The sequence below is a fragment of the Streptomyces sp. NPDC020780 genome, assembly GCF_044334475.1.
Lineage (GTDB): Bacteria > Actinomycetota > Actinomycetes > Streptomycetales > Streptomycetaceae > Streptomyces.
This window is the reverse complement of record NZ_JBIRTB010000007.1, coordinates 86,480-112,465: the sequence shown is the minus strand read 5'-3', so window position 1 is coordinate 112,465 and position 25,986 is coordinate 86,480. Positions and strand designations below refer to the sequence as shown.

Below are 25,986 nucleotides of genomic sequence, written 5' to 3'. Positions count from 1 at the left end.
TCGGGCAGTCGTACGTCCATCCCTTGACGCCGAAGTACGAGCGACGGAGGTGGCAGTGCCATGGCCGGTTTCCGAAGTCTTGCGAGACAGGTCCGCGATCCGCACAGTGATCTGGCTTTGCGGCGGTACTCGCTGCGCAAATGCCTGGAACGTTTCGCCCCCTACGGCCACCGGGCCACCTGGGACCATCTGTGCGCCCGGCACGGTATCGGACCGGAGGACCGGGCACCCGATCCGGCGCGCCTGATCCGGGCGCTGGAGGAACTGGAGGAGGCGCGGGCCGTCTGGCTCGCGTACGAGTCGGGGTTCGCCGAGCGGCGGCGCCGGGAGAAGCACGACGGGCTTCGCCGCCCCGGTGCGTTCGACGACTGGCACAGGCGGACCTGGGGCGGCAACGGCATCGCCCTCTGCGAGGACCCGGGCACGCATCCGACCGCGCCGCTCGCCGAGGCCCTGGGCCGGCTGATCGCGGCACTGGGGACCGGGCCGGGCACCTCGTGCCCGGTGTGCGCGGGCGACGCGATCGTCTGGCGCCAGGACCTGCACCGCGAGCCCTGGTCCGGACCGGTCTGCACGGGGTGCGGCATCGTGGTCCCCCGGCCGGTCCTGACGGAACGGGCGCTGGCGAAGGCACGGGGGTCCCGGAGGAGGGACCTGGCCTGGGTGGCCTGAGCGGCGGGCGGGCGCATGGTCCGGCGCGGTGCGCGCGGACGCACAGGGGCCTTGCGCGGTGCGCGCCGGGGCGACACAGGCCCGGTACGCTGCGCGCGACGCAACTCCGGTCCGGCGTGGGCCGAGGCACTACGGGCACGGTCCGGTACGCGCGAGGACTACACGGGCCCGGTGCGCTGTGCGCGGAGCCGGAGGGGGTACGGGTCGGGTCCGGCACCCTGCGCTCGGGAGGCGGGAGCCGGAGCGCTCAGGCGCGGTCCGCCGCCTTCCGCTCGGGCATCAGACGGGAACCGGCCATGCCCTGCCCGGAGATGTCATCGGGATTGGACAGCACGCACGTCTCCAGCGACAGGCAGCCGCAGCCGATGCAGTCGGTGAGATGGTCCCGCAACCGCCCCAACTGGGCGATCCGCTCGTCCAGTTCCGAGCGCCACGCCCGCGAGAGCCGCGCCCAGTCCTCGCGGCTCGGTGTGCGCTCGTCCGGCAGTTCGGCGAGCGCGTCCCGGATCGTGGCCAGCGGGATCCCCACCCGCTGCGCCGCCCGCACGAACGCGACCCTGCGAAGGGTGTCCCGGGCGTACCGGCGCTGGTTGCCGCTGGTGCGGCTGCTGGTGATCAGGCCCTTGGCCTCGTAGAAGTGCAGGGCGGAGACGGCCGCACCGCTGCGTGCGGAGAGCTGGCCGACCGTGAGCTCGTGAAGTGTCTGCGGGATCTGGGGCACCCCTCCCACCCTAATGAAGCCTCCTGCCCGGTCGGGTGGGATCCGGCAGGGACGGGCGGACCGTCGTTGACAGGAGCGCACACCCCCCAGCATGCTGAGCAAGCGCTTGGACAGCACTCGCCGACGACGGCGGACAGCCGGAAGGCAGGGACCAGGGACATGGCAGAGCCCAAGACTTTCACCTCAGCGCAGGAGTTGCGGGACGGGGTGGGCCAGGAGCTCGGTCACAGCGATTGGCTGGAGATCGAGCAGAAGAGGATCGACCTGTTCGCCGAGGCCACCGGCGACCACCAGTGGATCCACGTGGACCCCGAGCGCGCCGCGGCCGGCCCGTTCGGCACCACGATCGCGCACGGCTATCTGACGCTCTCGCTGCTCCCCGTACTCGTCCCGCAGGTCCTGCGGGTCGAGGGCGCGAAGATGGGTATCAACTACGGCACCAACAAGGTGCGCTTCCCCTCGACCGTCCCGGTGGGCTCCCGGGTACGCGCCACCGCGGTGCTCACGAACGTCGAGGAGACCGGCGGCGGGGTGCAGGTGACCGCACTCGTCACGGTCGAGCGTGAGGGCGGCGACAAACCCGCCTGCGTCGCCGAGTCCGTGTCACGCTACTACTTCTGAACCGCGGGAACACGCTCCGGAGCCCTGCGGGACGCTGGGCCCCGAGCGCCTGCCCCGCGCGGACCGGTACCTGCCGGGGGCGGGCCGCGGCGCGCCTGCGGCGGCGCCGCCCGCCCCCGGCCCGTGCCCGGCGCTACTTCTGGGCGCCGACCATCCGCAGGACAAGGTCGGCGTACAGCGCCCCGACCTCGTCGGGCGTCCGGCTCCCCTGCGCGTTGAACCAGCGCGCCACGTCGATGCAGAGCGACAGCACGGCCAGCGTGGTGCCCGGGACGTCGGGGACGTCGAACTCCCCCGCCGCCACGCCCTCGCTGATGATCCGGCGCACCGCCGCGTCGCTCTTCCTGCGCAGCGCCACGATCTCGGCGCGGTGCTCCTCACCGAGGGCCTCGAGCTCGTACTGCACCACGCGCGCGGTGGTGTGCCGCTCGGCGTGCCACCGGACGAAGGACCGCACGGCGTCGGCGAGGCGCTCGGCGGCCGTACCGCCGCTGCCCGCCGCCGTCTCCAGCAGGAGCAGGGCCCGGTCGTGGCCGATCCTGCTGATCCGGTGGAGCAGCTCTTCCTTGGTCTTGTAGTGGATGTAGAGCGCCGCCGGGCTCATTCCCGCCCGGCCGGCGATGTCCCTGGTGGTGGTCGCGTGGTAGCCGCGCTCGGCGAAGGCCTCGACGGCGGCGACCAGCAGTCGCCGGGCCGCCTCGGGCGTGACCTCACTCCACGGCGGGTTCTCGCCGTCGGTCTCCTCCGCCGCGCTCATGCTCACGTGCCCCTTTCCCTCGCAGGACGAACACCATACCGCGAACCTGAGCAAGCGCTTAGGGCGTGTTCGGAGCCAGAGTCTCCCGCGGGCCGGGGCCGTCAGAGCTTCTGGAAGGGGTCGTGCTCGGCGAGGATCTTCTCCAGCCGCGCCTGGTCGACGCGGCTGACGATCTGACCCGCCTCCTGGCGGTCCCTGACGACCTTGGCCAGGGTGAAGCACGACGTGACGAGGTAGAGCACGCCGACGGCGAGAAAGGCGCGCACCCACGCGTCGGCGTCGAGGAAGAAGATACCGAGGGCCACCGCACCCATCGCCACGGCGAAGGAAAGGACGGCCTGTCCGTAGAAGGCGGCGGTGCTCTGCTGCTTGACCGATGCTGTGTCACTCATGCCGCACAGCATGCGGCGCGGCGGCGCGCCCCGGCATCCGTCGGCGTACTCAGCCGGTACTCAGGCCGTTCCCGTACGTTCCGCCCGCCCGGCAGGGGGTCAGAAGGCGGACACTCCGGTCAGCGCCCGGCCGATGATCAGTTTCTGGATCTGGCTGGTGCCCTCGTACAGGGTCATCACACGGGCGTCCCTGACCAGCTTGCCCACCGGGTACTCGTCGATGTACCCGTAACCGCCGAACACCTGGAGGGCGTTGTTGGCGGCGCGCACGGCGGCCTCGGAGGCGAAGAGCTTCGCCGTGGAGGCGGCGGTCGCGAAGTCCTGGCCGCGGTCGACGAGGTCGGCCACGCGCCAGGTCAGCATGCGGGCGGCGTCCACGTCCACGGAGATGTCGCTGATGAGTTCCTGGACGAGCTGGTAGCTCGCGATGGACTTCCCGAACTGCTCGCGCTCGCCGGCGTACCGGACGGCGGCGTCCAGGGCGGCCTGTGCGATGCCGACGCAGCCGGCCGCGACCGACATGCGTCCCTTGGCGAGGGCGGACATGGCGACGGAGAAGCCCTTGCCCTCGGGCCCCAGGAGCGCGGTGGCGGGGACCCGCACGTCCTCCAGCACGAGTTCGGCCGTGGCCTGGCCGCGCAACCCGAGCTTGCCGTGGACGGTGCACCGGGACAGACCGGGGGCGTCGGCCGGGACCAGGAAGGCGGAGACGCCGCGGTGGCCCGGGGTGTCTCCGGTACGGGCGAAGAGCAGGACCACGTCGGCCCAGGTGCCGTTGGTGATGAACATCTTGGAGCCGTTGACGACGTAGTCGTCGCCGTCCCGCACGGCCCGGGTGGTCAGGTTCCCGGCGTCCGACCCGGTGCCCGGCTCGGTGAGCCCGAAGCAGCCGACGGCCTCTCCCGCGGTGAGTTTCGGCAGCCACTGCCGCTTCTGGTCCTCGGTGCCCCACGAGGCGATCGTCTTGGCCACCAGGCCGAGCGAGACCGACACGATGCCGCGCACGGAGGAGTCGCCGCGGCCGAGTTCCTCGGTCACCAGGCAGTACGCGAGGTGGTCGCCGCCGGAGCCGCCGTACTCCTCCGGGACCGTCAGACCGAGGAAGCCGAGGGCCCCCAGCTTCTTCACGATCGACTTGTCGACACTCTCGGCGCGGTCCCACTCGACGACGTGCGGAGTGATCTCCCGTGCGACGAAGTCCTCGGCGAGCCGCCGGACGGCTTCCTGCTCCTCGCTCAGCTCCAGGTTCATCCCGTGACACCCCCTTAAATTAGCACTGCTAGTTTTATGCTTGCAGGGCCTACTATGAGCCGCATGGCCCGACCGCGCAAGCCCCTCCTCAGCAGAGACCGCATCGTCGAGGCGGCGGGCGCGCTCGTGGACGCCGAGGGGCTCGGTTCCGTCTCGACCCGCCGGCTCGCGGCCGAGCTCGGGGTCAGCGGGCCCTCGCTCTACAACCACTTCCGGAACAAGGACGAGATCCTCGACGCGGTCGCCGACGCGGTGTCCGCACAGGTCGACCTGTCGATGTTCGAGGCGTCGGACCCGCGGGACTGGCCCGCCGCCCTGCACGACTGGGCGGTCTCCTACCGCGCCGCGCTCGCCGCCCACCCGCACATCGTCCCGGTGCTGGCCCAGGGCCCCGGCCGCCGCCCGGCCGGGCTCCGGGTCGCCGACGCGGTCTTCGGGGCCATGACGCGGGCCGGCTGGCCACCTGCCCAGGCGACGTACATCGGCGCCCTGATGCGGTACTTCATCACCGGTTCGGCACTCGGCTCCTTCGCCCGCGGCTTCGTGGACGACGAGACGGCGTACGACCCCGCCGACTACCCCCACCTCGGCCAGGCCCACCTGCTCGCCGACCGGCGCCAGCGGGTGGACGAGGGCGCCTTCGAGACCGGGCTCCGGGCCCTTCTGGACGGCCTCGTGCTCCAGTACGAGCAGACCGTGGGCGACAGCACGGTTCGGCCGGCGCCGAACGGTGCCTGACGCATCCTGGACGGCATGACACGCAGGACACCGAGGGATCCGGCCGCGCCCCGCCTCGCCGCGCTCGCGGCACTGCTCGCCGACGAGACCCGCGCCTCCTTCTGCCTCGCGCTGCTCGACGGGCGCGCCTGGACGGCGGGCGAGCTGGCCCGGCACGCCGGGGTGGCGCCCTCCACGGCGAGCGAACACCTGGGGAAACTGGTCGCGGGCGGCTTGCTGGCCGAGGAGCGGCAGGGCCGCCACCGCTATGTGCGGCTCGCCGACGCCCGTACGGCACGGCTGGTCGAGGAACTCGCCGCCCAGCTCGTCCCCGGGGCGGACGAGGCGCGGCCCGCCACCCTGCGCGCGGCGGGCCTGAGCAGCGCGCTGGCCCGGGGACGCACCTGTTACGACCATCTCGCCGGACGGCTCGGCATCACGATCACCGACGCCATGACCGCCCGTAACCTGCTGCGCCAGGACACCGGCTTCGCGCTCACCGACGAGGGGGTGCGGTGGTTCGGCGCGCTCGGCGTCCCCCTGGACACCGCGGCCCGGCGGCCCCTGGCACGCGGCTGCCTGGACTGGACCGAACGGCGGCCGCACCTGGCGGGGGCCGCGGGAGCCGCCCTGTGCACCCACGCGCTCGACGCCGGCTGGTGCGAGCGGATCGGTTCGGGCCGCGCGGTACGGGCCACGCCCGAGGGGCGACGGGCGCTGTCGGAGTACCTGGGCGTCGAACCGGCGACGCTTGACGGTCCCTGACAATTCGGTGGGTGCCGACACGTGACGGCCTTACGGTCGTGACCATGACGACGACACCGATCCCACCGGCGACCGCCCCGCCGGCCCGCGACTGGCGTGCCCCGGCGGCGGCCGCCACCACGGTGGTGCTGTGGGCCTCCGCCTTTGTCTCCATCCGCAGCGCGGGCGAGGCCTACTCCCCCGGCGCGCTGGCCCTCGGCCGGCTGCTGGCGGGCACGCTGACGCTCGGCGCGATCCTCCTCGTACGCCGGGAGGGGCTGCCCGCGAAGGGGGCGTGGCCGGGCGTCATCGGGTCCGGGCTGCTGTGGTTCGGGCTGTACATGGTGGTGCTCAACTGGGGTGAGCAGCAGGTCGACGCGGGCACCGCCGCCATGATCGTGAACATCGGGCCGATCCTGATGGCCCTGCTGGGCGCCCGGCTGCTGGGGGAGGGCCTGCCGCGCCGGCTCCTGACCGGCATGGCCGTTTCGTTCGCGGGGGCCGTCGTGGTCGGCCTCTCGATGTCCGGGCACGGGAGTTCCTCCGTGCTCGGCGTGCTGCTCTGCCTGCTGGCCGCGGTGTCGTACGCGGGCGGGGTCGTCCTCCAGAAGCCCGCGCTCCGGCACGGCTCTCCGCTCCAGATCACCACGCTCGGCTGCCTGACCGGTACGGTCGCCTGCCTGCCGTTCACCGGGGTGCTGGTCTCCGAGGCGGCCGGCGCACCCGCCTCCGCGACGCTGAACATGATCTATCTCGGCGTCTTCCCGACCGCGCTCGCCTTCACCACCTGGGCCTACGCCCTGGCCCGTACCACCGCGGGCCGGATGGGGGCGACGACGTACGCCGTACCGGCGCTGGTGGTCCTGATGTCGTGGCTGCTGCTCGACGAGGTGCCCGCGGTGCTCACGGTCGGCGGCGGACTGCTCTGCCTCGCCGGTGTCGCCGTCTCGCGCACCAGGGCCCGGACCGGTCGGGACGAGGGGCTGTCCGGCAGCGGGCCGGCACCCGTGACGCCCCTCCCCGAGCCGGACTCCGGGCGGTGAGCCGCCTCCCGTGCGGCCGGCCGGGGAGGCGGCCGCACGGGGCGGGCGGAGGGACGGGCGGGGTCAGGCCGCGGCGTCGGGGAACACCACCAGCGCGCGGCCGCCGCGGCCCGCGACCATGGTGTCGAAGGCCGCGGGGATGCCCTCCAGGGTGATGTGTTCGGTCACCATCATGGAGAGGTCGAACCGGCCGGCGCGGATGTGTTCCGCCAGGACGGGCAGATCACGCGCGGGGTCGCTGTTGCCGTACACGCATCCGGTCAGCGAGCGGCCCCAGTGGAAGATCTCCAGGGCGCTGAAGCTCACCAGCTGGTCCTTGCCGCCGATGCCGACGACGGTCGTGCGGCCGCCGCGGCGGGTGGACTCCCACGCCCCGCGGATCGTGGCGGGCCGTCCCACGCACTCCACGGCGACGTCCGCGCCCCGGCCGCCGGTGAGCTTGCGGACGGCGCGCGGGGTGCTGTCGGAGGCGACGACGTAGTCGGTGGCGCCGGCGCGCCGGGCCAGCTCCTCCTTCTCGGGCGACACGTCGACGGCGATGACCTGCGAGGCGCCCGCCAGGCGCGCCGACTGCAGAACGGCGAGGCCCACCCCGCCGATCCCGAGGACGACGACGCTCTCGCCCTCGCGGACCCGGGCGGAGTGGTGCACGGCCCCGTATCCGGTGAGCACCGCGCAGCCGAGCAGGGCGGCGTCGGTCAGCGGGATGCCGGCCGGGGCCGGCAGCACGCAGTTGGCGGCGACGACGGTCTCCTGCGCGAAGGCGGCCACGTTGAGTCCGGGGTGGAGCTCCGTGCCGTCGGCGGTACGGGCGTGGATGGTGCCGGCCCCCTTGAGCGCGTCGACGCAGAGCCAGACCTCACCGATCCCGCAGTGGAAGCACTTCCCGCAGGACGGCGCCCAGTTGAGGACGACGGGATCGCCCGCGGCGACATGGGTGACGCCCTCGCCGACGGCCAGCACCGTCCCGGCCCCCTCGTGGCCGAGGACGGCCGGAACGGGCAGCCGCATGGTGCCGTTCGACAGGGACAGGTCGGAGTGGCAGACACCCGCGGCGGCGAGTCCGATGCTCACCTGGCCGGGTCCTGGCTCCGGGAGTTCGATGTCGGTGATCTCCAGGGGAGCTCCGACGGCGGGCAGTACGGCGGCGCGGACCACGAACAGACTCCTCGGTCAGGGATCGGAGGAAGCAGGAAGGCTGAGGGGCGGGGAACCCGAAGGGCTCAGAACTGGAGTGACTTGGTCTGGAGGTACTCGGCCAGGCCGTGCGGGCCGAGTTCGCGCCCCACCCCGGACTGCTTGTAGCCGCCGAAGGGCGCCAGGGGGTTGAAGCGGCCGCCGTTGATGTCCACCTGCCCGGTGTCCATGCGGCGGGCGAAGGCGACGGCCTCCGCGTCGTCGGCCGCCCAGACGGCTCCGGCCAGCCCGTACACGGTGTCGTTGGCGATCCGCAGGGCGTCGTCGACGTCCTCGTAGCGCAGGATCGAGAGCACCGGGCCGAAGATCTCCTCCCGTGCGACGGTCATGTCGGGCGTCACGTCGGCGAACACGGTGGGGCGCACGTAGTAGCCCTGTTCCATGGGCGCTTCGGGGCCCCCGGCGACGAGGCGGGCGCCCTCCTCGACGCCCTTCTCGATGTAACCCCGCACCCGGGCCTGCTGCCTGGCATTGACAAGGGGGCCGATCCGCTCCCCGGGGACGTACTTGACGACGGCCGCCGCCGCGAGGGCAACGGCCTCCTCGTACCGTTCGGCGTCGACCAGCATCCGGGTCCACGCGCTGCATGTCTGGCCGGAGTTGGACATCACGTTGGCCACGCCGACGTTCACCGCCCTGGCCAGGTCGGCGCCGGGCAGGATCACGTTGGCGGACTTCCCGCCGAGCTCCAGGGCCACGCGCTTGACGGCCGCGCCCGCCGTGGCGCCGATCTGCCTGCCGACCGCCGTGGAACCGGTGAAGGAGACCAGGTCGACGTCCTCGTGCTCGGCGAGGGCCTGTCCGGCGACCGGGCCCAGCCCGGTCACCAGGTTGAACACGCCGGCCGGCAGGCCCGCCTCCGCGGTGGCCTCGGCGAAGAGCTGGGCGACGAGCGGGGTGTCCTCGGCGGGCTTGAGCACGACGGTGCAGCCGGCGGCGAGCGCGGGGGCCACCTTGGCGACGATCTGATGGAGCGGGTAGTTCCAGGGGGTGATCGCCCCGACGACGCCGACGGGCTCCAGCAGGACGGTCGAGTTGCCCAGCTTCTCCTCGAACGCGTACGTCGCGGCCAGTTCGGCGTACGAACCGGCGACCAGGACGGGAACGCCCGCGTGCACGACATGGGACAGCCCGGGTGGGGAACCGAGCTCGGCCGTGACGGTCTCGGCGATCTCGCCCCTGCGGGCGGCCAGCACGTCGCGCAGGGCGGCGATCCGCGCGGCGCGCTCGGCGGGCGGGGTCGCGGCCCAGCCGGGGAACGCGGCGCGCGCGGCGCGTACCGCGTCGTCGATGTCCTGCGCGGTGCCCGCGGGGACGTGGCCGATGACCTGCTCGTCCGCCGGGTTCACGACCGCGATCGTGTCCTGGCCCGCCGCAGGCCGCCACGCGCCGCCGATGTACATCCCGTCATGCGCCTTCATGGCTGCCCCTTCCGGGCTCGCTGTGCCTGCCGCCGAAGCCGTGCGTTCCGCGTCTGCGTCGTGCGTCCTGCGTCCTGCGTCCGGGACGGATGCCGCTCCGGCCCAAACTAGCGCTGTTAGTTTTCCGGCGCCAGGGAACCGCTGGAGACACAGGTCACGCACGGCTGCGCGCGGCAGTCGCACGCCGAGGCGGGGAAACTCTCGGGAAGCAGCAGATCCGGCGCGCGCAGGAGTACGCCCGGCGTCATGGTTCCGTCGGGGGCGCTCGTCAGGCGGGTCGCCGGTACCGCGTCGCGCGGCTCGCCTCAGGAAGGGGTGCCGCTCTCCCGCTCGGCCCCCTCCCCGGCCGTCTCCTCCCGGCCCGGCTCGGCGCGGGGCACGGGCGGGTGGCCGGGGACCGGCTCGCGGTCCACCGCCCCACCACCCCCGCGCAGTCCCAGGCCCGCCGCCGCGAGGAGCAGCGCGCCCAGCATGACGAACGGCGCGGCGGGCCCAGCGACCCCTGCGGTCAGCCCCGCAGAAGCGGGGGCCGCGACCTGGCCGAGGCGGTTGCCGGTGAGCCGGAGCGCGAGGGCGGTGGAGCGGGCCCCGGCGGGGGCGGCCCGGACGACGGTGGTCATCGACAGCGGCTGGCCGACGCCCAGGCAGAAGCCCAGGACGGCCAGGATCAGGGCGAGCCCCCACACCGGTACGGGCAGGGCGACGGCCGCGCAGAGCAGTCCCCCGAGCAGGCACGTCGAGGTGAGCAGCGCCGTACGGCCGAGGAGGCGCAGCATCGGGGTCATGGCCACCCGGCAGGCGATGGTGGCGGCGGCCCGCAGGCTGAGCAGGAGTCCGACCGTGGCGGGCGCGATGCCGCGGTGTTCGCCGACGACCGGCAGATAGGCGGTCAGGACGTCGGTGGCGGACAGCACGGCGAGGCTGACGAAGATGCCCGCCGGTACGCCGCGGCTCCGCAGGATGCGGCCCACCGGGACCTTCGGCGCCGCCGGCGCGCGGGAGCCGCGGGCCGTGCGGTGCTCGACGCGCCACAGAGCGGCGAGGGAGACGGCGGCGACGACCGCCGAGACGAGCAGGGCGAGGGCGCTCGTACGGGCCATCGCGCCGTCCCGTCCGGAGACGAGGTACCCGGCGGCGATCGGGCCGATGAGCTGGCCGAGGGAGGCGCCGATGGTGAAGTGGCCGAAATTGCGGTCCTGGTCGGCGGGTGCCGACTGCCGGGCGACCAGGGACTGGGCGCCGATCACGAAGCAGAGATGGCCCAGGCCCATGACCCCGCTCCACGCCGCCAGCGCGGTGAGCGAGTCCGAGCCGCCGCCGAGCGCGCAGCCCCCGGCGATCAGGACGACGCCGGCGGGCAGCAGGGGTGCGCAGCGGCCGTGGTCGGTCCGCCGGCCGAGGGGTACGGCGGCGAGGAGCGGCAGCAGCGCGTACACCCCTGCGATGACGCCGATCGCCCGCTCGTCGGCGCCCAGGGAGAGGGCCCGGTAGGAGACGGCGGGCCGCGCCATCGACACCGCCGCCTGCGCGAAGGCGAAGGCGATGACGAGGCGCAGCAGCCAGCCCCTGCCGGGCCGTGGATCCCGGGGTGTCATCCGAGGGTGCCGAAGAGGATTCCGGCGCCGAGGACCACCAGCGAGGTGAGCACGGCCCACTTGACGGTGAACCGGGTGTGGTCGCCGAACTCGACCTTGGCCATGCCGACCAGGACGTACACGGCCGGCACGAGCGGGGACGACATGTGCAGCGGCTGTCCCACGAGGGAGGCGCGGGCGATCGCCAGGGGGGAGACCCCGTGGGCGGCGCCGGCCTCGGCGAGGACGGGCAGGACTCCGAAGTAGAAGCCGTCGTTGGACATGAAGTAGGTGAGGGGCAGGCTCAGCAGGCCGGTGACGAGCGCCATGTGCGGGCCCATGGCGTCGGGGACTGCGCCGACGACCCAGTCGGCCATGTGCTCCACCATGCCGGTGCCGGTGAGGACGCCGGTGAAGACGGCGGCGGCGAAGACCATGCCGGAGACGTTGAGGACGTTGTCGGCGTGGGCCGCGATGCGGGCCCGCTGGTCGGGCATGTGGGGGAAGTTGACGGTGAGGGCGAGGGCCGCGCCGATCAGGAAGAGCACCGGGATCGGCATGAGTTCCAGGATCATGGCCGTCAGGAGGGCGAGGGTGAGGCCGGCGTTGAACCAGTAGAGCCTCGGACGCAGCGTGGCCCTGTTCGGGTCGAGCCCCTTGAACTCCTCGTCGGTGTCCGTGCCCTCCCCGTCCGCGCCGTTCTTCCCGCTCTCCGCCGGCTGACCGTCCTCGCCGGACGCTCCCCCGGTGGAGGACCCCACGGACGCCGCGCCGAGGGAGGAGCCGGTCCCGCGCGCGGGTGCCTTCCCGCCGCCCGCGCCGACGAGCACGGTCTCGGACTCGGTCACGAGCACGTCGTCGAGGGTGAGCGTGCCGAGCCGCCTGCGTTCGCGGCGGCCCAGGACGCAGGCCAGCAGGATGACGGCGAGCAGTCCGACGGCGAGGGCCGGGATCATCGGCACGAAGATGTCGGCCGCGTCCACGTGGAGCGCGGTGGCGGCGCGGGCGGTGGGACCGCCCCAGGGCAAGGTGTTCATGACACCGTTCGCCGTGGCCGCGACGCCCGTCATCACGACCAGGCTCATCTTCAGCCGCTTGTAGAGCGGATACATGGCCGAGACGGTGATCATGAAGGTGGTGGAGCCGTCGCCGTCCAGCGAGACGATCGCGGCGAGCAGGGCCGTACCGACGACGATCCGCATCGGGTCGGCCTTGCAGAAGCGCAGGATGCCGCGGACGATCGGGTCGAAGAGCCCGACGTCGATCATCACCCCGAAGTAGACGATGGCGAACATCAGCATCGCCGCCGTCGGCGCGAGGTTGCCGACGCCTTCGATGACGTAGTCGCCGAGCTTCGCGCCCTGCCCGACGGCTACGCAGAAGAGGGCGGGGATCAGAACCAGCGCCGCGATCGGCGACATCTTCTTCATCATGATCAGGACCAGGAAGGTCGCGATCATGGCAAATCCGAGGATGGTCAGCATGTGGGATACCTAACGTTCACCTTTGAACTCTCACCGGACTCGGCGGTTCGGATGACGTTAGGGGCCTCTCAGAGGTGTTAACAAGATGTTGACGTGTGAGCAATACGAGCAAAACCCCAGGTCAGCGAGTTGGCGATACGGAGACGGGGACGGCGTTGAGCACGGCGGTGCCGGAGAGGGGGTCCAGGAGGGCGCCGGACAGCAGCTGGTTCACGTTGACCCCCGGGTCCTTCCCGGCGACGGTCGTACGGGTGCCGGGACGGCTGTGTCCCCAGCCGTGCGGCAGGCTCACGACCCCGGGGCGTACCGCGTCGGTGATCTCGGCGGGCGCCTCGACCTCGCCGCCGGCCGCCGTGACGCGGGCCGTGTCGCTGTCGGCGAGACCGAGGCGGGCCGCGTCGTCGGGGTGGATCTGCAGGGTGCAGACGTTGGAACCCCCGCGCAGCGGGGCGACGTTGTGCATCCAGCTGTTGTTGGACCGCAGATGGCGGCGGCCGACGAGGACGAGACCGGTGGGGCGCGCGTCGAGGGCGGCCCGCAGCCGGGGCAGATCGGCGGCGACGGGTGCGGGGAACAGTTCGACGCGGCCGCTGCGGGTCTTCAGCAGCTGCGGGAGGCGGGGCTTCAGCGGGCCGAGGTCGATGCCGTGCGGGTGCTCCAGAAGCTGCTCCAGCGTCAGTCCGTACGGGCCGAGGCGCAGCATCAGGTCGAGGCGCCGCTCGGCCCCGTCGCGGCCGGTCAGTTCCGCGGCGAGCGACTCCGGTGCGCCGGCCCGGGCGAGCGTGGTGGCGATGACCAGGTCGTCGACGGACTCGGGCGGTGCGCCGTGCCGCGGGCCGACGGCGAGGACCAGCCGGGCGAGGATCTCGTTCTCGTCCATCCGGCCCTCCTCCAGGGGCACGGCGGGACGGCTGTAGCGGACCTGGTTGTGGACGGCGAAGGAGTTGAACGCGAAGTCGAAGTGGGCGCTCTGCGAGGGCGGCGGCGGAGGCAGTACGACGTCCGCGTGGCGTGAGGTCTCGTTGAGGTACGGGTCGACGCTGACCATGAAGTCGAGGCCGTCGGCGAGCGCCCGGTCGAGCCGGTCGCCGTCCGGGGCGGAGAGCACCGGGTTGCCCGCGATGACGATCAGGGCGCGGATCCGCCCCTCCCCCGGGGTCTCGATCTCCTCGGCGAGCGCGGCGGCGGGCAGTTCACCCTTCGCCTCGGGGTGCCCGGAGACGCGGCTGCGCCAGCGTCCCAGGGCGAAGCCCTTGCCGGGGCCCGCGGTGCGGGGGGCGCGTGCGGTGGCGGAGAGCGGGAAGAGCGCGCCGCCCGGCCGGTCGAGGTTGCCGGTGAGGATGTTGAGTACGTCGACGAGCCAGCTGGCCAGGGTGCCGTGTTCGACGGTGCAGCTGCCGATGCGCCCGTAGACGGCCGCCGCGGGGGCGGCGGCGAGTTCGCGGGCGATCGCGCGGACGGCCTCGGGCTCCACGTCGCAGGCGGCGGCCACGGCCTCGGGGGTGAAGTCGGCGATGGCTTCCGCGAGTTGGTCGTAGCCGTCGAGGTGGCCGGTCAGCGCGCCGGGGTCGGTGAGTTTCTCCTCGACGAGGACCTGGGTGAGCGCGGCGAGCAGCAGGGCGTCGGTGCCGGGCCGGATCGGGACGTGCCGGTCGGCGAGGCGTGCGGTGCGGGTGCGGCGCGGGTCGATGACGGTGAGGGTGCCGCCACGTCGGCGCAGCGCCTTGAGCTTGCCGGGGAAGTCGGGGGCGGTGCAGAGACTGCCGTTGGATTCCAGCGGGTTGGCGCCGATCAGCAGGAGGTGCCCGGTGCGGTCCAGGTCGGGTACGGGGATGGCGTGGGCGTCCCCGAAGAGGAGCCCGCTGGAGACGTGCTTGGGCATCTGGTCCAGTGTGCTCGCGGTGAAGACGTTGCGGGTGCCGAGCGCGGACAGCAGCACCGGCGGGTAGAGCGCGCCTGCCGTCGTGTGGACGTTGGGGTTGCCCAGGTAGACGCCGACCGACTGGCTGCCGTACATCTCGGTGAGGCCCGGGATGCGCGCGGCGATCGCGTCGAAGGCCTCGTTCCAGGTCGCCTCGCGCAGCACGCCGTCGGTGCGCACGAGCGGGGTGCGCAGCCGGTCGGGGTCGGCGTCGAGCGCTCCGAAGGCGGCCCCCTTGGGGCAGATGAAGCCGCGGCTGAGGACGTCGTCCCGGTCGCCGCGGGCGCCGGTGACGGTCGTGCCCTCGATGGTGAGGGTGAGTCCGCAGGTGGCCTCGCAGAGCGGGCAGACGCGCAGGGCGGTGCGGGTATCGCCGGACATGGGCCCTCCCGGGGGCGGCAGCGGTGGCGCGCGGACAGGCGGGGGACGGGCCCCGGCCCGCGCGGCGGGCGCGGCCTCCGCTCTCCGCGCGACCGAGCATACCGACCGGTACGGATGGTGGCGAGGTGGTGGCGCCACCGGATCCGGCCGGCCGGGGCCGCCTCATTCGAGTGTCCGGGCCAGATAGGCCTCCAGCAGGACCCGGGTCTCCGCGATCAGGTCCGGGTCGCCCGACGGGGCGCCGCGGAAGGCGAGTTGGAGCAGCGCGTCGGCGGCCTGCACGCAGACCAGCACCGTCCGCAGGAGGCCGGCGTCGGCCACGGGCCCCGCGTGCGCCTGGCCGAGGTGGCCCGCGAGCAGCTCCGTCAGGCGGGCCGCGACCCGCTGGTTGGACTCGTCGAGCGGGCCGGCGACGGGGGCGGGAGGGCCGAAGGCGACGAGGGTGAAGCCGGGGACCGAGCGCTTCATCGCCAGGTACTCGTCGAGTACGGCGTCGATGGCCGCGCGCCACTCATGGTGTGGGACGGCCGCGAGCCGGGCGACGACACGCTCCGCGTAGAGGTCGAGGTTGCGGGCCGCCAAGGCGTCGACCAGCGCCCGCTTGTTGGGGAAGAACCGGTAGACGGAGCCGATCGGCACCCCGGCCCGGTCGGCCACCGCCCGGGTGGAGAGCTGCTCGTAGCCGGTCTCGTCCAGGAGGCCGGCCCCCGCGTCGAGTATCCGGGCGAGGCGTTCGGCGCTGCGCTGCTGTACGGGGACGCGCCTGAGGTTCGTATGCACATGGGACACGGTCCCCATGATGCCCGTATGCCGTTGACGAGCCGCGTTTCCATTCCTACGGTTACCCATAGGATTCTTCGTCAGGGGACCCGCGGGGTCCCCCTTCCACCGGGAGCGCGGGATGAGCGGCATCGAGCAGGCGAGGAAGACGGCGGAGGGGCTCGACCACTCCGCCGGTTTCGGCAACGAGCACAGCTCGGAGGCGGTGCCGGGTGCCTTGCCGCGCGGCCGCAACTCCCCCCAGCGCGCGCCCCTCGGGCTGTACGCGGAGCAGCTGAGCGGCTCCGCCTTCACCGAGCCCCGCGCCCGCAACCGCCGCTCGTGGCTCTACCGGATCCGCCCCTCCGCTGCCCACCCCGCCTTCGTCCGCATCGACAACGGCACCCTGCGCACCGCCCCGTTCACCGAGACGGTCCCCGACCCGAACCGGTTGCGCTGGGACCCGCTGCCCGAGGCCCCGGCAGGGACGGACTTCCTCGCGGGCCTGTGGACGCTGGGGGGCAACGGCGACGCCACCCGGCGCAGCGGCATGGCCGTGCACCTCTACCACGCCAACACCTCCATGACGGACCGGGTGTTCAGCGACTCCGACGGGGAACTGCTGATCGTGCCCCAGCACGGCGGCCTGCTGCTGCGTACGGAACTCGGCCTGCTGCGGGCCGAACCGGGCCATGTGGCACTGATCCCCCGGGGGGTCCGCTTCCGTGTGGAGCTGCTGGACCCCACCGCCCGCGGCTATGTCTGCGAGAACTACGGGCAGCCGTTCGTCCTTCCCGACCTGGGTCCCATCGGCGCCAACGGCCTGGCCAACGCACGGGACTTCCTGGCTCCCGTCGCCGCGTTCGAGGATCGCGAGGGGCCGGTCGAGGTCGTCAACAAGTTCTGCGGCAACCTCTGGTCGGCGACGTACGGCCACTCGCCGCTCGACGTCGTCGCCTGGCACGGCAACCACACGCCGTACGTCTACGACCTGCGCCGCTTCAACGTCATCGGCACCATCAGCTACGACCACCCAGACCCGTCGATCTTCACCGTCCTCACCTCGCCTTCCGACACCCCAGGACTGGCCGGGGTCGACTTCGTCGTCTTCGCCCCGCGCTGGCTCGTCGGTGAGGACACCTTCCGCCCGCCGTACTTCCACCGCAATGTGATGAGCGAGTACATGGGCCTGATCGAGGGCGCGTACGACGCCAAGGCGGGCGGCTTCGTCCCGGGCGGTGGTTCGCTCCACAACATGATGTCGGCGCACGGACCGGACCGTGAGACCTTCGAGCGGGCCAGCGCGGCGGAACTGGAGCCGCAGAAGATCGACGACGGCCTCGCGTTCATGTTCGAGACCCGCTGGCCGGTCACGGCGACGGCCCAGGCCGCCACCGCCGGCCACCTGCAGCGTGGGTACGACGACGTGTGGCAGGCTCTGAGCCGCACCTTCCGGGCGTGACACCGCGCGGCCGGCCCACAGCGCAGGAAGACCGGGTGGACGGGATGGACCAGGTGAACGAGGTGAGTCGTACGCCCGCCTTCGCCCCCGACTCCCTGGTGCTCAACCGCAAACTGCCGCTGTGGTACCAGGTCTCGCAGTCGCTGCGGGCCTCCATACTGGGCCGCCCGCAGGACGCCTCGCCGCGGCTGCCCACCGAGCAGCAGCTCGCCGTGCACTACGGCGTCAGCGTCCTCACCATGCGCCAGGCACTCAAGGAGCTGGAGACGGAGGGCCTGATCAGCAGGCACCGCAGGCGCGGCACGTTCATCGAACCGCGCGCCCGGCGGGTGTCGCCGGTCCGGCTGCTGGGGTCGATCGACGCGATCGTCGCCCAGCAGTCGGGCGAACTGACGACCGTGCTCGGCCACGGTCCGGCCCCCGTGCCGGGGGAGCTCGCCGAGTTCTTCCCGGACTGCCCCGAGGTGGTCAGCTACCGGCGGCTGCGCCGCGACGAGAGCACCGGGGAGCCCACCAACTGGGCGGAGAACGCCGTGCGGCCGGAGACCGCGGCGCGCCTGGACGTCGCCGACCTCGAACGCTGGCCGATGACGAAGGTGCTGCGGGACGCCGTCGGGATACGGATCTCCCGGATCACGGACACCGTCGAGGCCCGCCTCGCCGATCCGGCCACGGCGGAGCTTCTCCAGGTCCCCCTGCTCAGCCCGATCCTGCACTACACCGGAGTGACGTACGACGAGGAGGGCAGGGTCGTCGACGTGGCGCGCATCCGCTACCGGGGGGACCGCTTCGCCTTCTCCGTGACGGTGGACGCGCACTGACGGACGACCCGCCCAGGGGACGGGGCGCGCGGACAGGCCCCCTCGCGCGGCAGGGCGCGCAGGGAGCCGCTCCACCCCTCGGCGCACGCCGCACGGCGTCGTTACGATGCCCTGGGTGGCGGACGCCCGTGCCGGCCGGGGCCTGGGAGTGCGCTGGGGGAACACACCGACGCAACGCTGCGTGCCCTGGGGATGACGGGCGAGCAGACAGCAGCACTGCGCCGGGACGGAGTGATCGCTGGTCCGGCGCCGAGCGGCGGGCCGGACCTGTGCTGACAGCCGTCGGTCAGTGGCGGCTGCCGAAGAGCGAGCGCCGCAGCCGTCGCAGCGGGGCGAAGAGCGAGACACGCGCGCTCCTGCTCCTGCGGCTGTGCGCGGCGTCGCGTGCGGTGAGCTCGAGCAACAGCAGCGTCGCTTCCGCGGACTCCCGCTGCGGAACGGCGGGGCCGCCCAGCACTGCGAGATGGCGGTCGAGCCGCGAACTGGTCGCACTGCTCCCGCATGTAATGGCAGGCACACGAGGCCTGCTGCGCATCGTTATCTGTTCCATGTCACTCCCCACCCGTACGAGGGCACCCGGCCCGGGCAGGTTAACCCTATCGTCCCGCGCTGACACTCGTGTATCCCGGCCGCAGGATTGCACACACGTGCACGGAGGTTGACGGTCCGTTACCGAACCCGACCGGTTCCAGGGCCCGTTGGGCGGGACGGGCGGGCTCCCCCGCCTCGACGCCGGCGCACGCCTTGGACGTACGCCGGGTCCGGGGAGGAGCCCCCTTGCCGAGAGGCTCCTCCCCGGAGGCCGTTCCGGGCGGGGCACGCCGGGCGCGGACCCTGTGGCGACGCGCGTAGACGCGCCCGGACGCGCTGCGGGCAGGAACGGGGAGGTGCGGAGGCCTACGGTCAGGCTTTGGAGGAGAAGACCGGCAGATAGCCGCCCGACTGCCCGGCCGCGGTGGGGTGGTACGACTCGCCGATGTTCAGCCAGTTGACGCTGTGCAGCCATGCGCTGCCCGAGCAGATCTCGTGCCCGGTGAAGGTCTGGGTGACGTCGCCGAAGGCGAAGCCGTGGTCGGCGGCCCGCTTGGCGGTGGCCGCGTTGAGGTAGTCGGAGGCGCTGTTGATGGCGGCCCGTTCCGTCTCGCTCAGTCCGGCGATGCAGCTTCCGCCGAGCTGGTAGAAGCGGGGGTAGCCGAGGACGACGACGCGGGCGGCAGGCGCCTTGGCGCTGATCGCGGAGTACACCGAGTCCAGCCTGCCGGGCAGGGTGGAGTCGACATAGGCGCGGGCGGTGGCTATCCGGCTCAGACAGGTGGACTCGGACTGGAGGACACAGGTGGTCATGACGTCGGCGAAGCCCGCGTCGTTGCCGCCGATGGAGATCGACACGAGATCGGTCGAGGAGTTGAGCGGACCGAGCTGACCGGCCGTGACGTCGCTCGTGACGGCCCCCGAGCACGCGGTGAAGGCGAACGAGGACGGGGCGTTGGCCGCCTTCCAGAGGACCGGATAGGCGCGGGTGCTGCGCTTGCAGCCACCGCTCGCGGTGTCGTAGCTGCCGGCTCCGACGCCGGAGGAGTACGAGTCGCCGAGCGCCACGTAGTCGACGCCCTGAACGGATTCGCCGGCACTGGCGACACTCGCGCCGGTCAGGGCGAGTGCGACGCCGAGAAAGAGCGAGGACGAGAACGCCACGAGTCTGGACATTTTCATGGGACCTCCTTGGGCAGGATTTCTGCCTACTCCGTGGTAGCCCACCGACGCGGTTTCCGGAAGTGTTCATGCCAAGAACGTCCAACGAAGTTTCCGATATGGCGACTTGCTGCCATGTCAGATTGCTTGCCCTATGGGCACAGAAGGGAAAAAGGAACCCTCGCCCGCCAGGCGACCGTCGCGGCACGGCTCGTGACACCGAGGTGCACGGGAATCCTGCGTGCGCGGGCTGCCGCCGTGCCGGATCATGGGCGCCATGTCTGCCAACCCCGAGTCCGCTCTCCCGATCCGGCTCACCGTCGACGACGGCGATTCGCCGTCCGACGTCGTGGACGCACTGTTCCTCGGCCGCTTCACGACGGGCGAGCAGCCCTACTCGCACAGTTCCTCCCTCGACCGGGTGCGGTCGGGGGCGCCCCTGCTGCCACCGGCGGCCACGGTGCTGCGGGCGGCCCGTGACGGCGACCGCAGTGCCACCCTCGCCGAGGGCGACGGATGGACGCTGCTCGTCTCACGGTGGAACCGCGGGGCCGACGTCACCGTCACCGCCACCAGCGCCGAACTGGCGGAGAAGGTACTGGCCCAGGCGACCGACGGCGCGCAGGACGAACCGGAACCGCAGCCCGAGAACGTGACGATGGGCTTCTGGTACGTCTCCCCGCGCCGCGGTCCCCACCGCACCACCCGGCAGATCGCCGCCGGGACGTGGGACGAGATCCGCGCCAACTACACCGCTCCGGTCGCCGAAGCCCTGGGCCGGCTGATGAAGGTGACCCCCGACGACATCGCGGGCCGGCTGCTCCTGCTGCACGGCCCTCCGGGCACCGGCAAGACCTCCGCCCTGCGCACGCTCGCCCGGTCCTGGCGCGACTGGTGCCAGGTCGACTGCGTACTCGACCCGGAGCAGCTCTTCAACGACGTCGGCTACCTGATGGACATCGCCATCGGCGAGGACGACAGCTCCGCGAAGGGACGGTGGCGGCTGCTGCTCCTGGAGGACTGCGACGAACTGATCCGCGGTGAGGCCAAGCACACGGCCGGTCAGGCACTGTCCCGGCTGCTGAATCTGACGGACGGACTGCTGGGCCAGGGCCGCAAGGTGCTGGTGGGTGTGACGACGAACGAGGACCTGGAGCGGCTGCACCCGGCGGTCGTCAGGCCCGGCCGCTGCCTCGCCCGGATCGAGGTGGGCTCGCTGACCCGCGCCGAGTCGGTGTCCTGGCTGGGCACCGAGGAGGGCATCGGCCGGGAGGGCGCGACCCTCGCGGAGCTGTACGCACTGCGCCGGGGCAGCGGGCCGGCCTCCGTGCCGAAGCAGGACGCGGGGGCGGACGCGGGGCTGTATCTCTGAAAGGGAGGTGCGCCCGGGCACAGCGGATCACGGACGGCCCAGGACACGAGTGGGAGGCGGAGGACTACCGCGCGTACGCCGCGCGCACCGCGTCCTCGGCCAGGGCGAGCGCGTCGGCGCGGGAGACGCCCAGCCGCCGGGCGTGGTCGGCGTACTCCTGGGCGGCGGCCGCCGCGTTGCGGGCCGCGGCGTCACCGGCTGCCGCGACGAACGTGCCGTTGCGGCCCCGGGTCTCGATCACTCCGTCGGCCTCCAGGGCGCGATAGGCCTTGGCGACGGTGTTGGCGGCCAGGCCCAGCTCGCCGGCGAGGCCGCGTACGGTCGGGAGCCGGTAGCCGACGGGCAGCGCACCGGAGCGCGCCTGCGCGGAGAGCTGGGCACGCAGCTGTTCGTACGGAGCGGTGGCGGAGTCCGGGTCAACGGTGATCGTCAGGGTCACGGCCCGATTCTCTCCCATCACGCGAAATTCGGAGGCGGCCGCCCCGCGCGCCCGCGTACCGTCCCCCTCATGACGGTGATCGTTCGAGACTTCCGCCCCGCCGACGCGGAGGCCTGGGTGCGGGTGCGGCGCGCCGCGCTGCCGTACATGGTGACGTCCGTGGAACAGGTCCTCGGCGACCTGACCGGCGCCGGTCCGGCCATGCGGTACCGGCCGCTGGTCGCCGAGGAGGAGGGCGAGGTGATCGCGACGGCCCGGGTCGGTCTCGCCCACGAGAGCCCGCAGCCGGGCCTCGGCTTCTGCAACCCGTACACCCACCCGGACCGGACGGGGCGCGGGGCCGGTTCGCTGCTGGTGCGTACGGCCGAGGAGTATCTGGCCGGTGCCGGCGCGAGGAGCGTCCACACCTGGGTGCTCGACGAGCCGGCCAACCGGGCCTTCGCCGAGAAGCGCGGATACGTGGCGAGCCGGCCGGCGCACTTCCTCCACCTCGATCTGGCGCACGGCACGCTGCCCCCGCTCCAGGAGCCGCCACCGGGGGCCGAGTTGCGCACCGGGGCCGACTTCGCGGACGACCCTCGCCCCCTGTTCGCCGCGGATGCCGAGGTGACGGCCGACGAGCCGAGCGACACCCCGGCCGAGCTCTCCGACTACGAGGACTGGCTGACCACGGTCTGGCGCCGGCCCGGTTTCGATCAGGAGCTCACCTCGGTCGTGATGGTGGACGGTGAGGTCGCGGCGTTCAGCGCGGCGCGGACCGACGGGTCGGCCCGCTACTCCTCGGCCATGACCGGCACCCGCCGGGCCTTCCGCGGCCGCGGTCTGGCGAAGCTCGCCAAGAACCACTCACTGCACCGGGCGCGGGCCGCCGGATACACGGACGCCTACACCGGGAACGACGCCGGGAACGGCCCGATGCTGGCCGTCAACGCGTGGTTCGGCTACACCGTCCGCGCGACGGAGGTACGGCATGTCCGCCACTTCGCCCGCTGAGCCGGGACGCACGCTGACGGTCGCGCTGGTCAAGGCCGGCCGTACGAAGATCCGTTACCCCGCCGAGCCGGTCCGCGACGACGGCAGCCGCATCACCGTCCGGGCGCCGTGGGCGGCCCCCGGTGTCCGGGACTTCGGCTTCGTGCGGTTCGAGCCGGGCGACGTCTTCACCGAGCACTACTGGCGTGACCGCTGGTTCGCGGTGAAGGAGGTCCGCACGGGTGGCGGCGAGCTGAAGGGCTGGTACTGCGACATCACCCGGCCCGCCGTCCTGTGCGGAGACGAACTCCTGGTCGAGGACCTGGACCTCGACCTCTGGGTGGCGGCGGACGGCTCAGCCGTCCTGCGGCTGGACGAGGACGAGTTCGAGGAGAGCGGCCTCGCGGACCGGGACCCGGCGGCGGCCCGGGCCGCCGTGCGGGCACTGGACCAACTCGAACACCTGGCCCGCAACGAGGGTCTGGCCGCACTCGTCGGGTGACCGCGGCGGGGCCGTGCGGCCCCGGTGCGTCCGGCCGCCCCCACCGTGCGGGGGTTCCGAGCGGCGCGGTTCAGGGAGCGACCAGCTCCACCTCGAACCCGGCCGTGTTCTCCAGGTAGGCCGCGTAGTGTCCGCTGCCGCCGGCGTACGGATGGCGGTCGGGGAAGAGCAGCCGCCAGCCGTGGGCGGGGGCGCGGGCCACCAGCGCGTCGAGCGCGGCGCGGTCCCGGACATGGAACGCCACGTGGTTGAGCCCGGGGCGAAGCCGGTCGTGCGTGCCCGGCACCAGGTCCGGTGACTGTTCGACGACGACGTAGGTGCCGCCGCGCCGCCAGCTGCGGCCGTGCGCCCAGCGCTGGTACGGGACATGGCCCAGCTCGCCGAGCAGCCAGCCCCACTCCGCCTCGGCCTCCGCAAGGCCGGGCGCCCACAGCTCGATGTGGTGCACCCGGCCGGTGGTGACCGGGGCCGCCGGCAGCGGGACGGCCCGCCGCGGCCCGTCCGGTGCGTACGCGACGGAGTCGCCGTCCTCGTGCCAGTGGACCAGGAAGCGCTCCTCGGCGCGGTAGCCGTCGAGTCCGGCGCGGCAGTAGGCGACCATGTCGTCGGGCAGCGCGTCCAGCGGGAACCAGCCGAGCTCGGAGCACTTCTCCGGTTCGGCGTTGCGGGGCGGGCGGGCGGGGTCGTACTCCGCCTCGAAGAACCAGCCCGTCCGGGGGCTGCCGCCGGGGCCCCGGTGCTGCATGACGAGGGCTACCCGGAGCTCGTCCGGGTCCAGGACGACGCCGATCTCCTCGGCCGTCTCCCGGATGACCGCCTCCCGGACGTCCTCGCCGTCCTCCGCGTGGCCGGAGGGGGCGTGGAGCAGTCCGTCCGCGTACCCCGTGCCCGCCCGCCGGGCGAGGAGCACGTCGGGGCCGCGACGCAGGATCAGGTGGACATCGACGACCTCCCTGTGCCGCCGTGCCGGTTCGGCGCGGGCGACCAGGGCGTACCGCTCGTCGTCGACCTCCCTGCCCCAGAGCCGGCTGTCGCCGGAGAGCGGTTCGTGGTGGACGCGCTCGGTGTACGGGGCGAGCAGGGCGGTGAGGCGGGCCGCGGAGAGTCCCACGCCGCCCCACACCCCCTCGATCAGGACCAGCCGTCCGCCCGGTCGCAGCAGGCCGAACCAGTGGCGCAGCGCGGCCGCGGGGTCGGGCAGCAGCCACACCACGTGCCGGGCGAGGACGACGTCGAACCGCTGTCCGCCGACGGGCGGCCGCCCGGCGTCGCCCACGAGCACCTCGGCGCCCGTTCCGGTGAGTTTGGCGCGCGCCCGCCCGGCCATGCGGGGCGAGCGGTCGACGGCGGTGACCCCGTGCCCCTGGGCGGCGGCCAGCAGCGCGAGGCTGCCCGTGCCGCAGCCGAGGTCGAGGACCTCGGAGCGGACGGCGGGCAGCCAGGTCTCCATGCGCCGCGCCCAGGCGTTGCGGACGGCCGGGTCGAGGAGCCCGTGGTCGGGCTCCTCGTCGAAGGAGTCGGCGGCGGCGTCCCAGTCGATCGTGGTCATGGCCACCATCCTCCCAGCCGCCACCGGCGATCCGTCAGGCCCGGACCCGGGTGATCAGCTTCCTCACCAGCGGCCAGAGGAGGATCAGCAGGACGACCACGTACACCGTTACGGAGAACGGCGTGTCGACCAGGCCGGTGACACTGCCGTCGCTGATCTGCAGGGCGCGCCGCAGCTGCTGTTCGGCGGCCGGGCCGAGGATGACGCCGATCACCGCGGGCAGCACCGGCAGCCCGTACCTGCGCATCCCGAAGCCGATCACCCCGATCACCAGCAGGATCACCAGGTCCAGGGCCTCCCCGCCGACCGCGTACGCGCCGACGGCGGCGAAGAAGAGGATGCCCGCGTAGAGGTAGGGGCGCGGGATCCGCAGCAGTTTCGCCCACAGGGGGGCCAGCGGCAGGTTGAGGGCGAGCAGCAGCACCATGCCGACGAAGAGGGAGGCGATCAGGCCCCAGACCAGGTCCGGTTCGCGTTCGAACAGGAGGGGGCCCGGCTGGATTCCGTACTGCTGGAAGGCGGCCAGCATCACGGCGGCGACGGCCGTGGTGGGCAGACCGAGGGTGAGCATGGAGACCAGGGTCCCGGCGGCGGAGGCGGAGGCCGCCGACTCCGGTCCCGCGACGCCCTCGATGGCGCCCTTGCCGAACTGGTCGCGGTGCTTGGAGAGCCGCTTCTCGGTGACGTACGAGAGGAAGGTGGGGATCTCCGCGCCGCCCGCCGGGATCGCGCCGAACGGGAAGCCGATGACGGGCCCGCGCAGCCAGGACTTCCAGGTGCGCCGGACGTCGGCCCTGCCGAGCCAGGGGCGGCCGACGGGGATCGGCTTCCCGGTGGAGCGGCGCAGGTGCGCGGCGACCCAGAGGGCCTCGCCGATGGCGAAGAGGCCGACCGCGACGATCACCACGTCGATGCCGTCGGCCAGTTGGAGCGAGCCGAAGGTCAGCCGCTGCTGGCCGGTCATCTGGTCCAGGCCGACGAGGCCGATGGTCAGGCCGATGAGCAGGGAGGCGAGGCCGCGGATCCGGGAGGAGCCGAGGACGGAGGTGACGGCGATGAAGGCCAGCACCATGATGGCGAAGTAGTCGGGCGCGCCGATGTCGACGGCCAGGGAGGCGACGGTGGGCGCGAGGACGACCAGCAGGATCGTGCCGATCATGCCGCCGGTGAAGTGCCCGATGGCCGCGGCGGCGAGCGCCTGGGCACCGCGGCCGGCCTTCGCCATGGGGTTGCCCTCGATCGCGGCGACGACGGCGGCGCTCTCCCCGGGGGTGTTGAGGAGGATCGAGGTGGTGGAGCCGCCGAACATGGCGCCGTAGTAGATCCCGGCGAACATGATGAAGGCGCCGGTCGGTTCGAGCCCGTACGTCACGGGGAGCAGGAGGGCGACGGCCATGGCGGGTCCGATGCCGGGGAGCACACCGATCGCCGTGCCGAGCAGGACGCCGAGGGCCGCCCAGAGGAGGTTGACCGGTGTGAGCGCCGTACCGAAGCCGTCGATGAGGGAGTTGAGGGAATCCAT

25 protein-coding genes are annotated in these 25,986 nt (G+C 73.0%); 10 read left to right on the top strand and 15 right to left on the bottom strand.

Annotation, left to right across the window (positions count from 1 at the left end):
• Positions 1 to 60: 60 nt before the first annotated feature.
• Positions 61 to 672 carry a hypothetical protein gene (locus ACH4VO_RS15140; RefSeq protein ID WP_360986440.1) on the top strand — a complete coding sequence of 204 codons (612 nt, stop codon included), beginning with the start codon at positions 61 to 63 and terminating at the stop codon, positions 670 to 672.
• Between the two features lie 247 nt (positions 673 to 919).
• On the opposite strand, the gene soxR is transcribed toward ACH4VO_RS15140, so the two are convergent.
• Positions 920 to 1,393 (bottom strand): redox-sensitive transcriptional activator SoxR, encoded by a 474-nt coding sequence (soxR, locus tag ACH4VO_RS15135; protein ID WP_360986443.1) that lies wholly within the window; start codon positions 1,391 to 1,393, stop codon positions 920 to 922.
• Positions 1,394 to 1,552: 159 nt separating this feature from the next.
• On the opposite strand from soxR, the gene ACH4VO_RS15130 reads away from it, so the two are divergent.
• Positions 1,553 to 2,014 (top strand): MaoC family dehydratase, encoded by a 462-nt coding sequence (locus ACH4VO_RS15130; protein WP_360986446.1) that lies wholly within the window; start codon positions 1,553 to 1,555, stop codon positions 2,012 to 2,014.
• 133 nt (positions 2,015 to 2,147) lie between these two features.
• On the opposite strand, the gene ACH4VO_RS15125 is transcribed toward ACH4VO_RS15130, so the two are convergent.
• The 3 genes from ACH4VO_RS15125 to ACH4VO_RS15115 form a co-directional block, all read right to left on the bottom strand.
• Positions 2,148 to 2,771, bottom strand: coding sequence for a TetR/AcrR family transcriptional regulator (locus ACH4VO_RS15125; protein ID WP_360986449.1), 624 nt, complete (start codon positions 2,769 to 2,771; stop codon positions 2,148 to 2,150).
• 101 nt (positions 2,772 to 2,872) lie between these two features.
• Positions 2,873 to 3,163 (bottom strand): YiaA/YiaB family inner membrane protein, encoded by a 291-nt coding sequence (locus ACH4VO_RS15120; RefSeq protein WP_360986452.1) that lies wholly within the window; start codon positions 3,161 to 3,163, stop codon positions 2,873 to 2,875.
• Between the two features lie 99 nt (positions 3,164 to 3,262).
• The gene (locus ACH4VO_RS15115; protein WP_360986455.1) at positions 3,263 to 4,414 is read right to left on the bottom strand and encodes an acyl-CoA dehydrogenase family protein; all 1,152 of its coding nucleotides are present in this window, start codon (positions 4,412 to 4,414) and stop codon (positions 3,263 to 3,265) included.
• A 63-nt stretch (positions 4,415 to 4,477) separates the two neighbouring features.
• On the opposite strand from ACH4VO_RS15115, the gene ACH4VO_RS15110 reads away from it, so the two are divergent.
• Genes ACH4VO_RS15110 through ACH4VO_RS15100 form a run of 3 tightly spaced genes read left to right on the top strand, consistent with a single transcriptional unit; the run spans position 4,478 to position 6,918 of the window.
• Positions 4,478 to 5,152 carry a TetR/AcrR family transcriptional regulator gene (locus ACH4VO_RS15110; RefSeq protein WP_360986458.1) on the top strand — a complete coding sequence of 225 codons (675 nt, stop codon included), beginning with the start codon at positions 4,478 to 4,480 and terminating at the stop codon, positions 5,150 to 5,152.
• 15 nt (positions 5,153 to 5,167) lie between these two features.
• Positions 5,168 to 5,896, top strand: a complete 729-nt coding sequence (locus ACH4VO_RS15105) for a winged helix-turn-helix domain-containing protein (protein WP_360986461.1) — start codon at positions 5,168 to 5,170, stop codon at positions 5,894 to 5,896.
• 44 nt (positions 5,897 to 5,940) lie between these two features.
• A complete protein-coding gene (locus ACH4VO_RS15100; RefSeq protein WP_360986464.1) occupies positions 5,941 to 6,918 on the top strand; it encodes a DMT family transporter in 978 nt (325 codons plus the stop codon).
• 63 nt (positions 6,919 to 6,981) lie between these two features.
• On the opposite strand, the gene ACH4VO_RS15095 is transcribed toward ACH4VO_RS15100, so the two are convergent.
• The 6 genes from ACH4VO_RS15095 to ACH4VO_RS15070 form a co-directional block, all read right to left on the bottom strand.
• Positions 6,982 to 8,076 carry a zinc-binding dehydrogenase gene (locus ACH4VO_RS15095; protein WP_360986467.1) on the bottom strand — a complete coding sequence of 365 codons (1,095 nt, stop codon included), beginning with the start codon at positions 8,074 to 8,076 and terminating at the stop codon, positions 6,982 to 6,984.
• 65 nt (positions 8,077 to 8,141) lie between these two features.
• Positions 8,142 to 9,536 (bottom strand): aldehyde dehydrogenase family protein, encoded by a 1,395-nt coding sequence (locus ACH4VO_RS15090; RefSeq protein WP_360986470.1) that lies wholly within the window; start codon positions 9,534 to 9,536, stop codon positions 8,142 to 8,144.
• Between the two features lie 305 nt (positions 9,537 to 9,841).
• Entirely contained in the window at positions 9,842 to 11,131 is a 1,290-nt protein-coding gene (locus ACH4VO_RS15085) for an MFS transporter (protein WP_360986473.1), read from the bottom strand.
• Positions 11,128 to 12,594, bottom strand: coding sequence for a citrate:proton symporter (locus tag ACH4VO_RS15080; protein ID WP_360986476.1), 1,467 nt, complete (start codon positions 12,592 to 12,594; stop codon positions 11,128 to 11,130). The genes ACH4VO_RS15085 and ACH4VO_RS15080 overlap by 4 nt, the downstream gene beginning before the upstream one ends.
• A gap of 121 nt (positions 12,595 to 12,715) precedes the next feature.
• On the bottom strand, positions 12,716 to 14,896 hold the full coding sequence (locus ACH4VO_RS15075) for a molybdopterin oxidoreductase family protein (protein ID WP_360986479.1): 2,181 nt from the start codon (positions 14,894 to 14,896) through the stop codon (positions 12,716 to 12,718).
• Between the two features lie 162 nt (positions 14,897 to 15,058).
• A complete protein-coding gene (locus tag ACH4VO_RS15070; protein ID WP_360986482.1) occupies positions 15,059 to 15,694 on the bottom strand; it encodes a TetR/AcrR family transcriptional regulator in 636 nt (211 codons plus the stop codon).
• 103 nt (positions 15,695 to 15,797) lie between these two features.
• On the opposite strand from ACH4VO_RS15070, the gene hmgA reads away from it, so the two are divergent.
• A complete protein-coding gene (hmgA, locus tag ACH4VO_RS15065; protein WP_360986485.1) occupies positions 15,798 to 17,117 on the top strand; it encodes a homogentisate 1,2-dioxygenase in 1,320 nt (439 codons plus the stop codon).
• Between the two features lie 44 nt (positions 17,118 to 17,161).
• Positions 17,162 to 17,938 (top strand): GntR family transcriptional regulator, encoded by a 777-nt coding sequence (locus tag ACH4VO_RS15060; RefSeq protein ID WP_360986751.1) that lies wholly within the window; start codon positions 17,162 to 17,164, stop codon positions 17,936 to 17,938.
• A 286-nt stretch (positions 17,939 to 18,224) separates the two neighbouring features.
• On the opposite strand, the gene ACH4VO_RS15055 is transcribed toward ACH4VO_RS15060, so the two are convergent.
• The gene (locus ACH4VO_RS15055; RefSeq protein WP_360986488.1) at positions 18,225 to 18,488 is read right to left on the bottom strand and encodes a hypothetical protein; all 264 of its coding nucleotides are present in this window, start codon (positions 18,486 to 18,488) and stop codon (positions 18,225 to 18,227) included.
• Between the two features lie 353 nt (positions 18,489 to 18,841).
• Positions 18,842 to 19,651: an SGNH/GDSL hydrolase family protein gene (locus tag ACH4VO_RS15050; RefSeq protein WP_360986491.1), complete on the bottom strand. Its 810-nt coding sequence runs from the start codon at positions 19,649 to 19,651 to the stop codon at positions 18,842 to 18,844.
• A gap of 256 nt (positions 19,652 to 19,907) precedes the next feature.
• Between ACH4VO_RS15050 and ACH4VO_RS15045 the strand changes: the two genes are divergently transcribed.
• Positions 19,908 to 21,002 (top strand): DUF5925 domain-containing protein, encoded by a 1,095-nt coding sequence (locus ACH4VO_RS15045; RefSeq protein WP_360986494.1) that lies wholly within the window; start codon positions 19,908 to 19,910, stop codon positions 21,000 to 21,002.
• Between the two features lie 64 nt (positions 21,003 to 21,066).
• Here the strand turns inward: ACH4VO_RS15045 and ACH4VO_RS15040 are convergent, their stop codons facing one another.
• Complete coding sequence (locus ACH4VO_RS15040; RefSeq protein WP_360986497.1) at positions 21,067 to 21,441, bottom strand: GntR family transcriptional regulator; 375 nt, start codon at positions 21,439 to 21,441, stop codon at positions 21,067 to 21,069.
• Between the two features lie 69 nt (positions 21,442 to 21,510).
• On the opposite strand from ACH4VO_RS15040, the gene ACH4VO_RS15035 reads away from it, so the two are divergent.
• Together ACH4VO_RS15035 and ACH4VO_RS15030 are read left to right on the top strand one after the other, a co-directional pair.
• Positions 21,511 to 22,434, top strand: a complete 924-nt coding sequence (locus tag ACH4VO_RS15035; RefSeq protein ID WP_360986500.1) for a GNAT family N-acetyltransferase — start codon at positions 21,511 to 21,513, stop codon at positions 22,432 to 22,434.
• Complete coding sequence (locus ACH4VO_RS15030; protein ID WP_360986504.1) at positions 22,412 to 22,915, top strand: DUF402 domain-containing protein; 504 nt, start codon at positions 22,412 to 22,414, stop codon at positions 22,913 to 22,915. The genes ACH4VO_RS15035 and ACH4VO_RS15030 overlap by 23 nt, the downstream gene beginning before the upstream one ends.
• A gap of 70 nt (positions 22,916 to 22,985) precedes the next feature.
• Here ACH4VO_RS15030 and ACH4VO_RS15025 read toward each other — a convergent pair whose 3' ends face one another.
• Positions 22,986 to 24,464, bottom strand: coding sequence for a trifunctional class I SAM-dependent methyltransferase/NUDIX hydrolase/VOC family protein (locus ACH4VO_RS15025; protein WP_360986507.1), 1,479 nt, complete (start codon positions 24,462 to 24,464; stop codon positions 22,986 to 22,988).
• A 34-nt stretch (positions 24,465 to 24,498) separates the two neighbouring features.
• The gene (locus tag ACH4VO_RS15020; protein ID WP_360986510.1) at positions 24,499 to 25,986 is read right to left on the bottom strand and encodes a tripartite tricarboxylate transporter permease; all 1,488 of its coding nucleotides are present in this window, start codon (positions 25,984 to 25,986) and stop codon (positions 24,499 to 24,501) included.

Bases quoted from the DNA above. Each gene is read 5' to 3' on its own strand.
- ACH4VO_RS15140 (WP_360986440.1), top strand. From the start codon at position 61: ATGGCCGGTTTCCGAAGTCTTGCGAGACAGGTCCGCGATCCGCACAGT.
- ACH4VO_RS15130 (WP_360986446.1), top strand. From the start codon at position 1,553: ATGGCAGAGCCCAAGACTTTCACCTCAGCGCAGGAGTTGCGGGACGGG.
- ACH4VO_RS15125 (WP_360986449.1), bottom strand. From the start codon at position 2,771: ATGAGCGCGGCGGAGGAGACCGACGGCGAGAACCCGCCGTGGAGTGAG.
- ACH4VO_RS15120 (WP_360986452.1), bottom strand. From the start codon at position 3,163: ATGAGTGACACAGCATCGGTCAAGCAGCAGAGCACCGCCGCCTTCTAC.
- ACH4VO_RS15115 (WP_360986455.1), bottom strand. From the start codon at position 4,414: ATGAACCTGGAGCTGAGCGAGGAGCAGGAAGCCGTCCGGCGGCTCGCC.
- ACH4VO_RS15110 (WP_360986458.1), top strand. From the start codon at position 4,478: ATGGCCCGACCGCGCAAGCCCCTCCTCAGCAGAGACCGCATCGTCGAG.
- ACH4VO_RS15105 (WP_360986461.1), top strand. From the start codon at position 5,168: ATGACACGCAGGACACCGAGGGATCCGGCCGCGCCCCGCCTCGCCGCG.
- ACH4VO_RS15100 (WP_360986464.1), top strand. From the start codon at position 5,941: ATGACGACGACACCGATCCCACCGGCGACCGCCCCGCCGGCCCGCGAC.
- ACH4VO_RS15090 (WP_360986470.1), bottom strand. From the start codon at position 9,536: ATGAAGGCGCATGACGGGATGTACATCGGCGGCGCGTGGCGGCCTGCG.
- ACH4VO_RS15085 (WP_360986473.1), bottom strand. From the start codon at position 11,131: ATGACACCCCGGGATCCACGGCCCGGCAGGGGCTGGCTGCTGCGCCTC.
- ACH4VO_RS15080 (WP_360986476.1), bottom strand. From the start codon at position 12,594: ATGCTGACCATCCTCGGATTTGCCATGATCGCGACCTTCCTGGTCCTG.
- ACH4VO_RS15075 (WP_360986479.1), bottom strand. From the start codon at position 14,896: ATGTCCGGCGATACCCGCACCGCCCTGCGCGTCTGCCCGCTCTGCGAG.
- ACH4VO_RS15070 (WP_360986482.1), bottom strand. From the start codon at position 15,694: ATGGGGACCGTGTCCCATGTGCATACGAACCTCAGGCGCGTCCCCGTA.
- hmgA (WP_360986485.1), top strand. From the start codon at position 15,798: ATGAGCGGCATCGAGCAGGCGAGGAAGACGGCGGAGGGGCTCGACCAC.
- ACH4VO_RS15060 (WP_360986751.1), top strand. From the start codon at position 17,162: ATGGACCAGGTGAACGAGGTGAGTCGTACGCCCGCCTTCGCCCCCGAC.
- ACH4VO_RS15055 (WP_360986488.1), bottom strand. From the start codon at position 18,488: ATGGAACAGATAACGATGCGCAGCAGGCCTCGTGTGCCTGCCATTACA.
- ACH4VO_RS15050 (WP_360986491.1), bottom strand. From the start codon at position 19,651: ATGAAAATGTCCAGACTCGTGGCGTTCTCGTCCTCGCTCTTTCTCGGC.
- ACH4VO_RS15045 (WP_360986494.1), top strand. From the start codon at position 19,908: ATGTCTGCCAACCCCGAGTCCGCTCTCCCGATCCGGCTCACCGTCGAC.
- ACH4VO_RS15035 (WP_360986500.1), top strand. From the start codon at position 21,511: ATGACGGTGATCGTTCGAGACTTCCGCCCCGCCGACGCGGAGGCCTGG.
- ACH4VO_RS15030 (WP_360986504.1), top strand. From the start codon at position 22,412: ATGTCCGCCACTTCGCCCGCTGAGCCGGGACGCACGCTGACGGTCGCG.
- ACH4VO_RS15025 (WP_360986507.1), bottom strand. From the start codon at position 24,464: ATGACCACGATCGACTGGGACGCCGCCGCCGACTCCTTCGACGAGGAG.
- ACH4VO_RS15020 (WP_360986510.1), bottom strand. From the start codon at position 25,986: ATGGATTCCCTCAACTCCCTCATCGACGGCTTCGGTACGGCGCTCACA.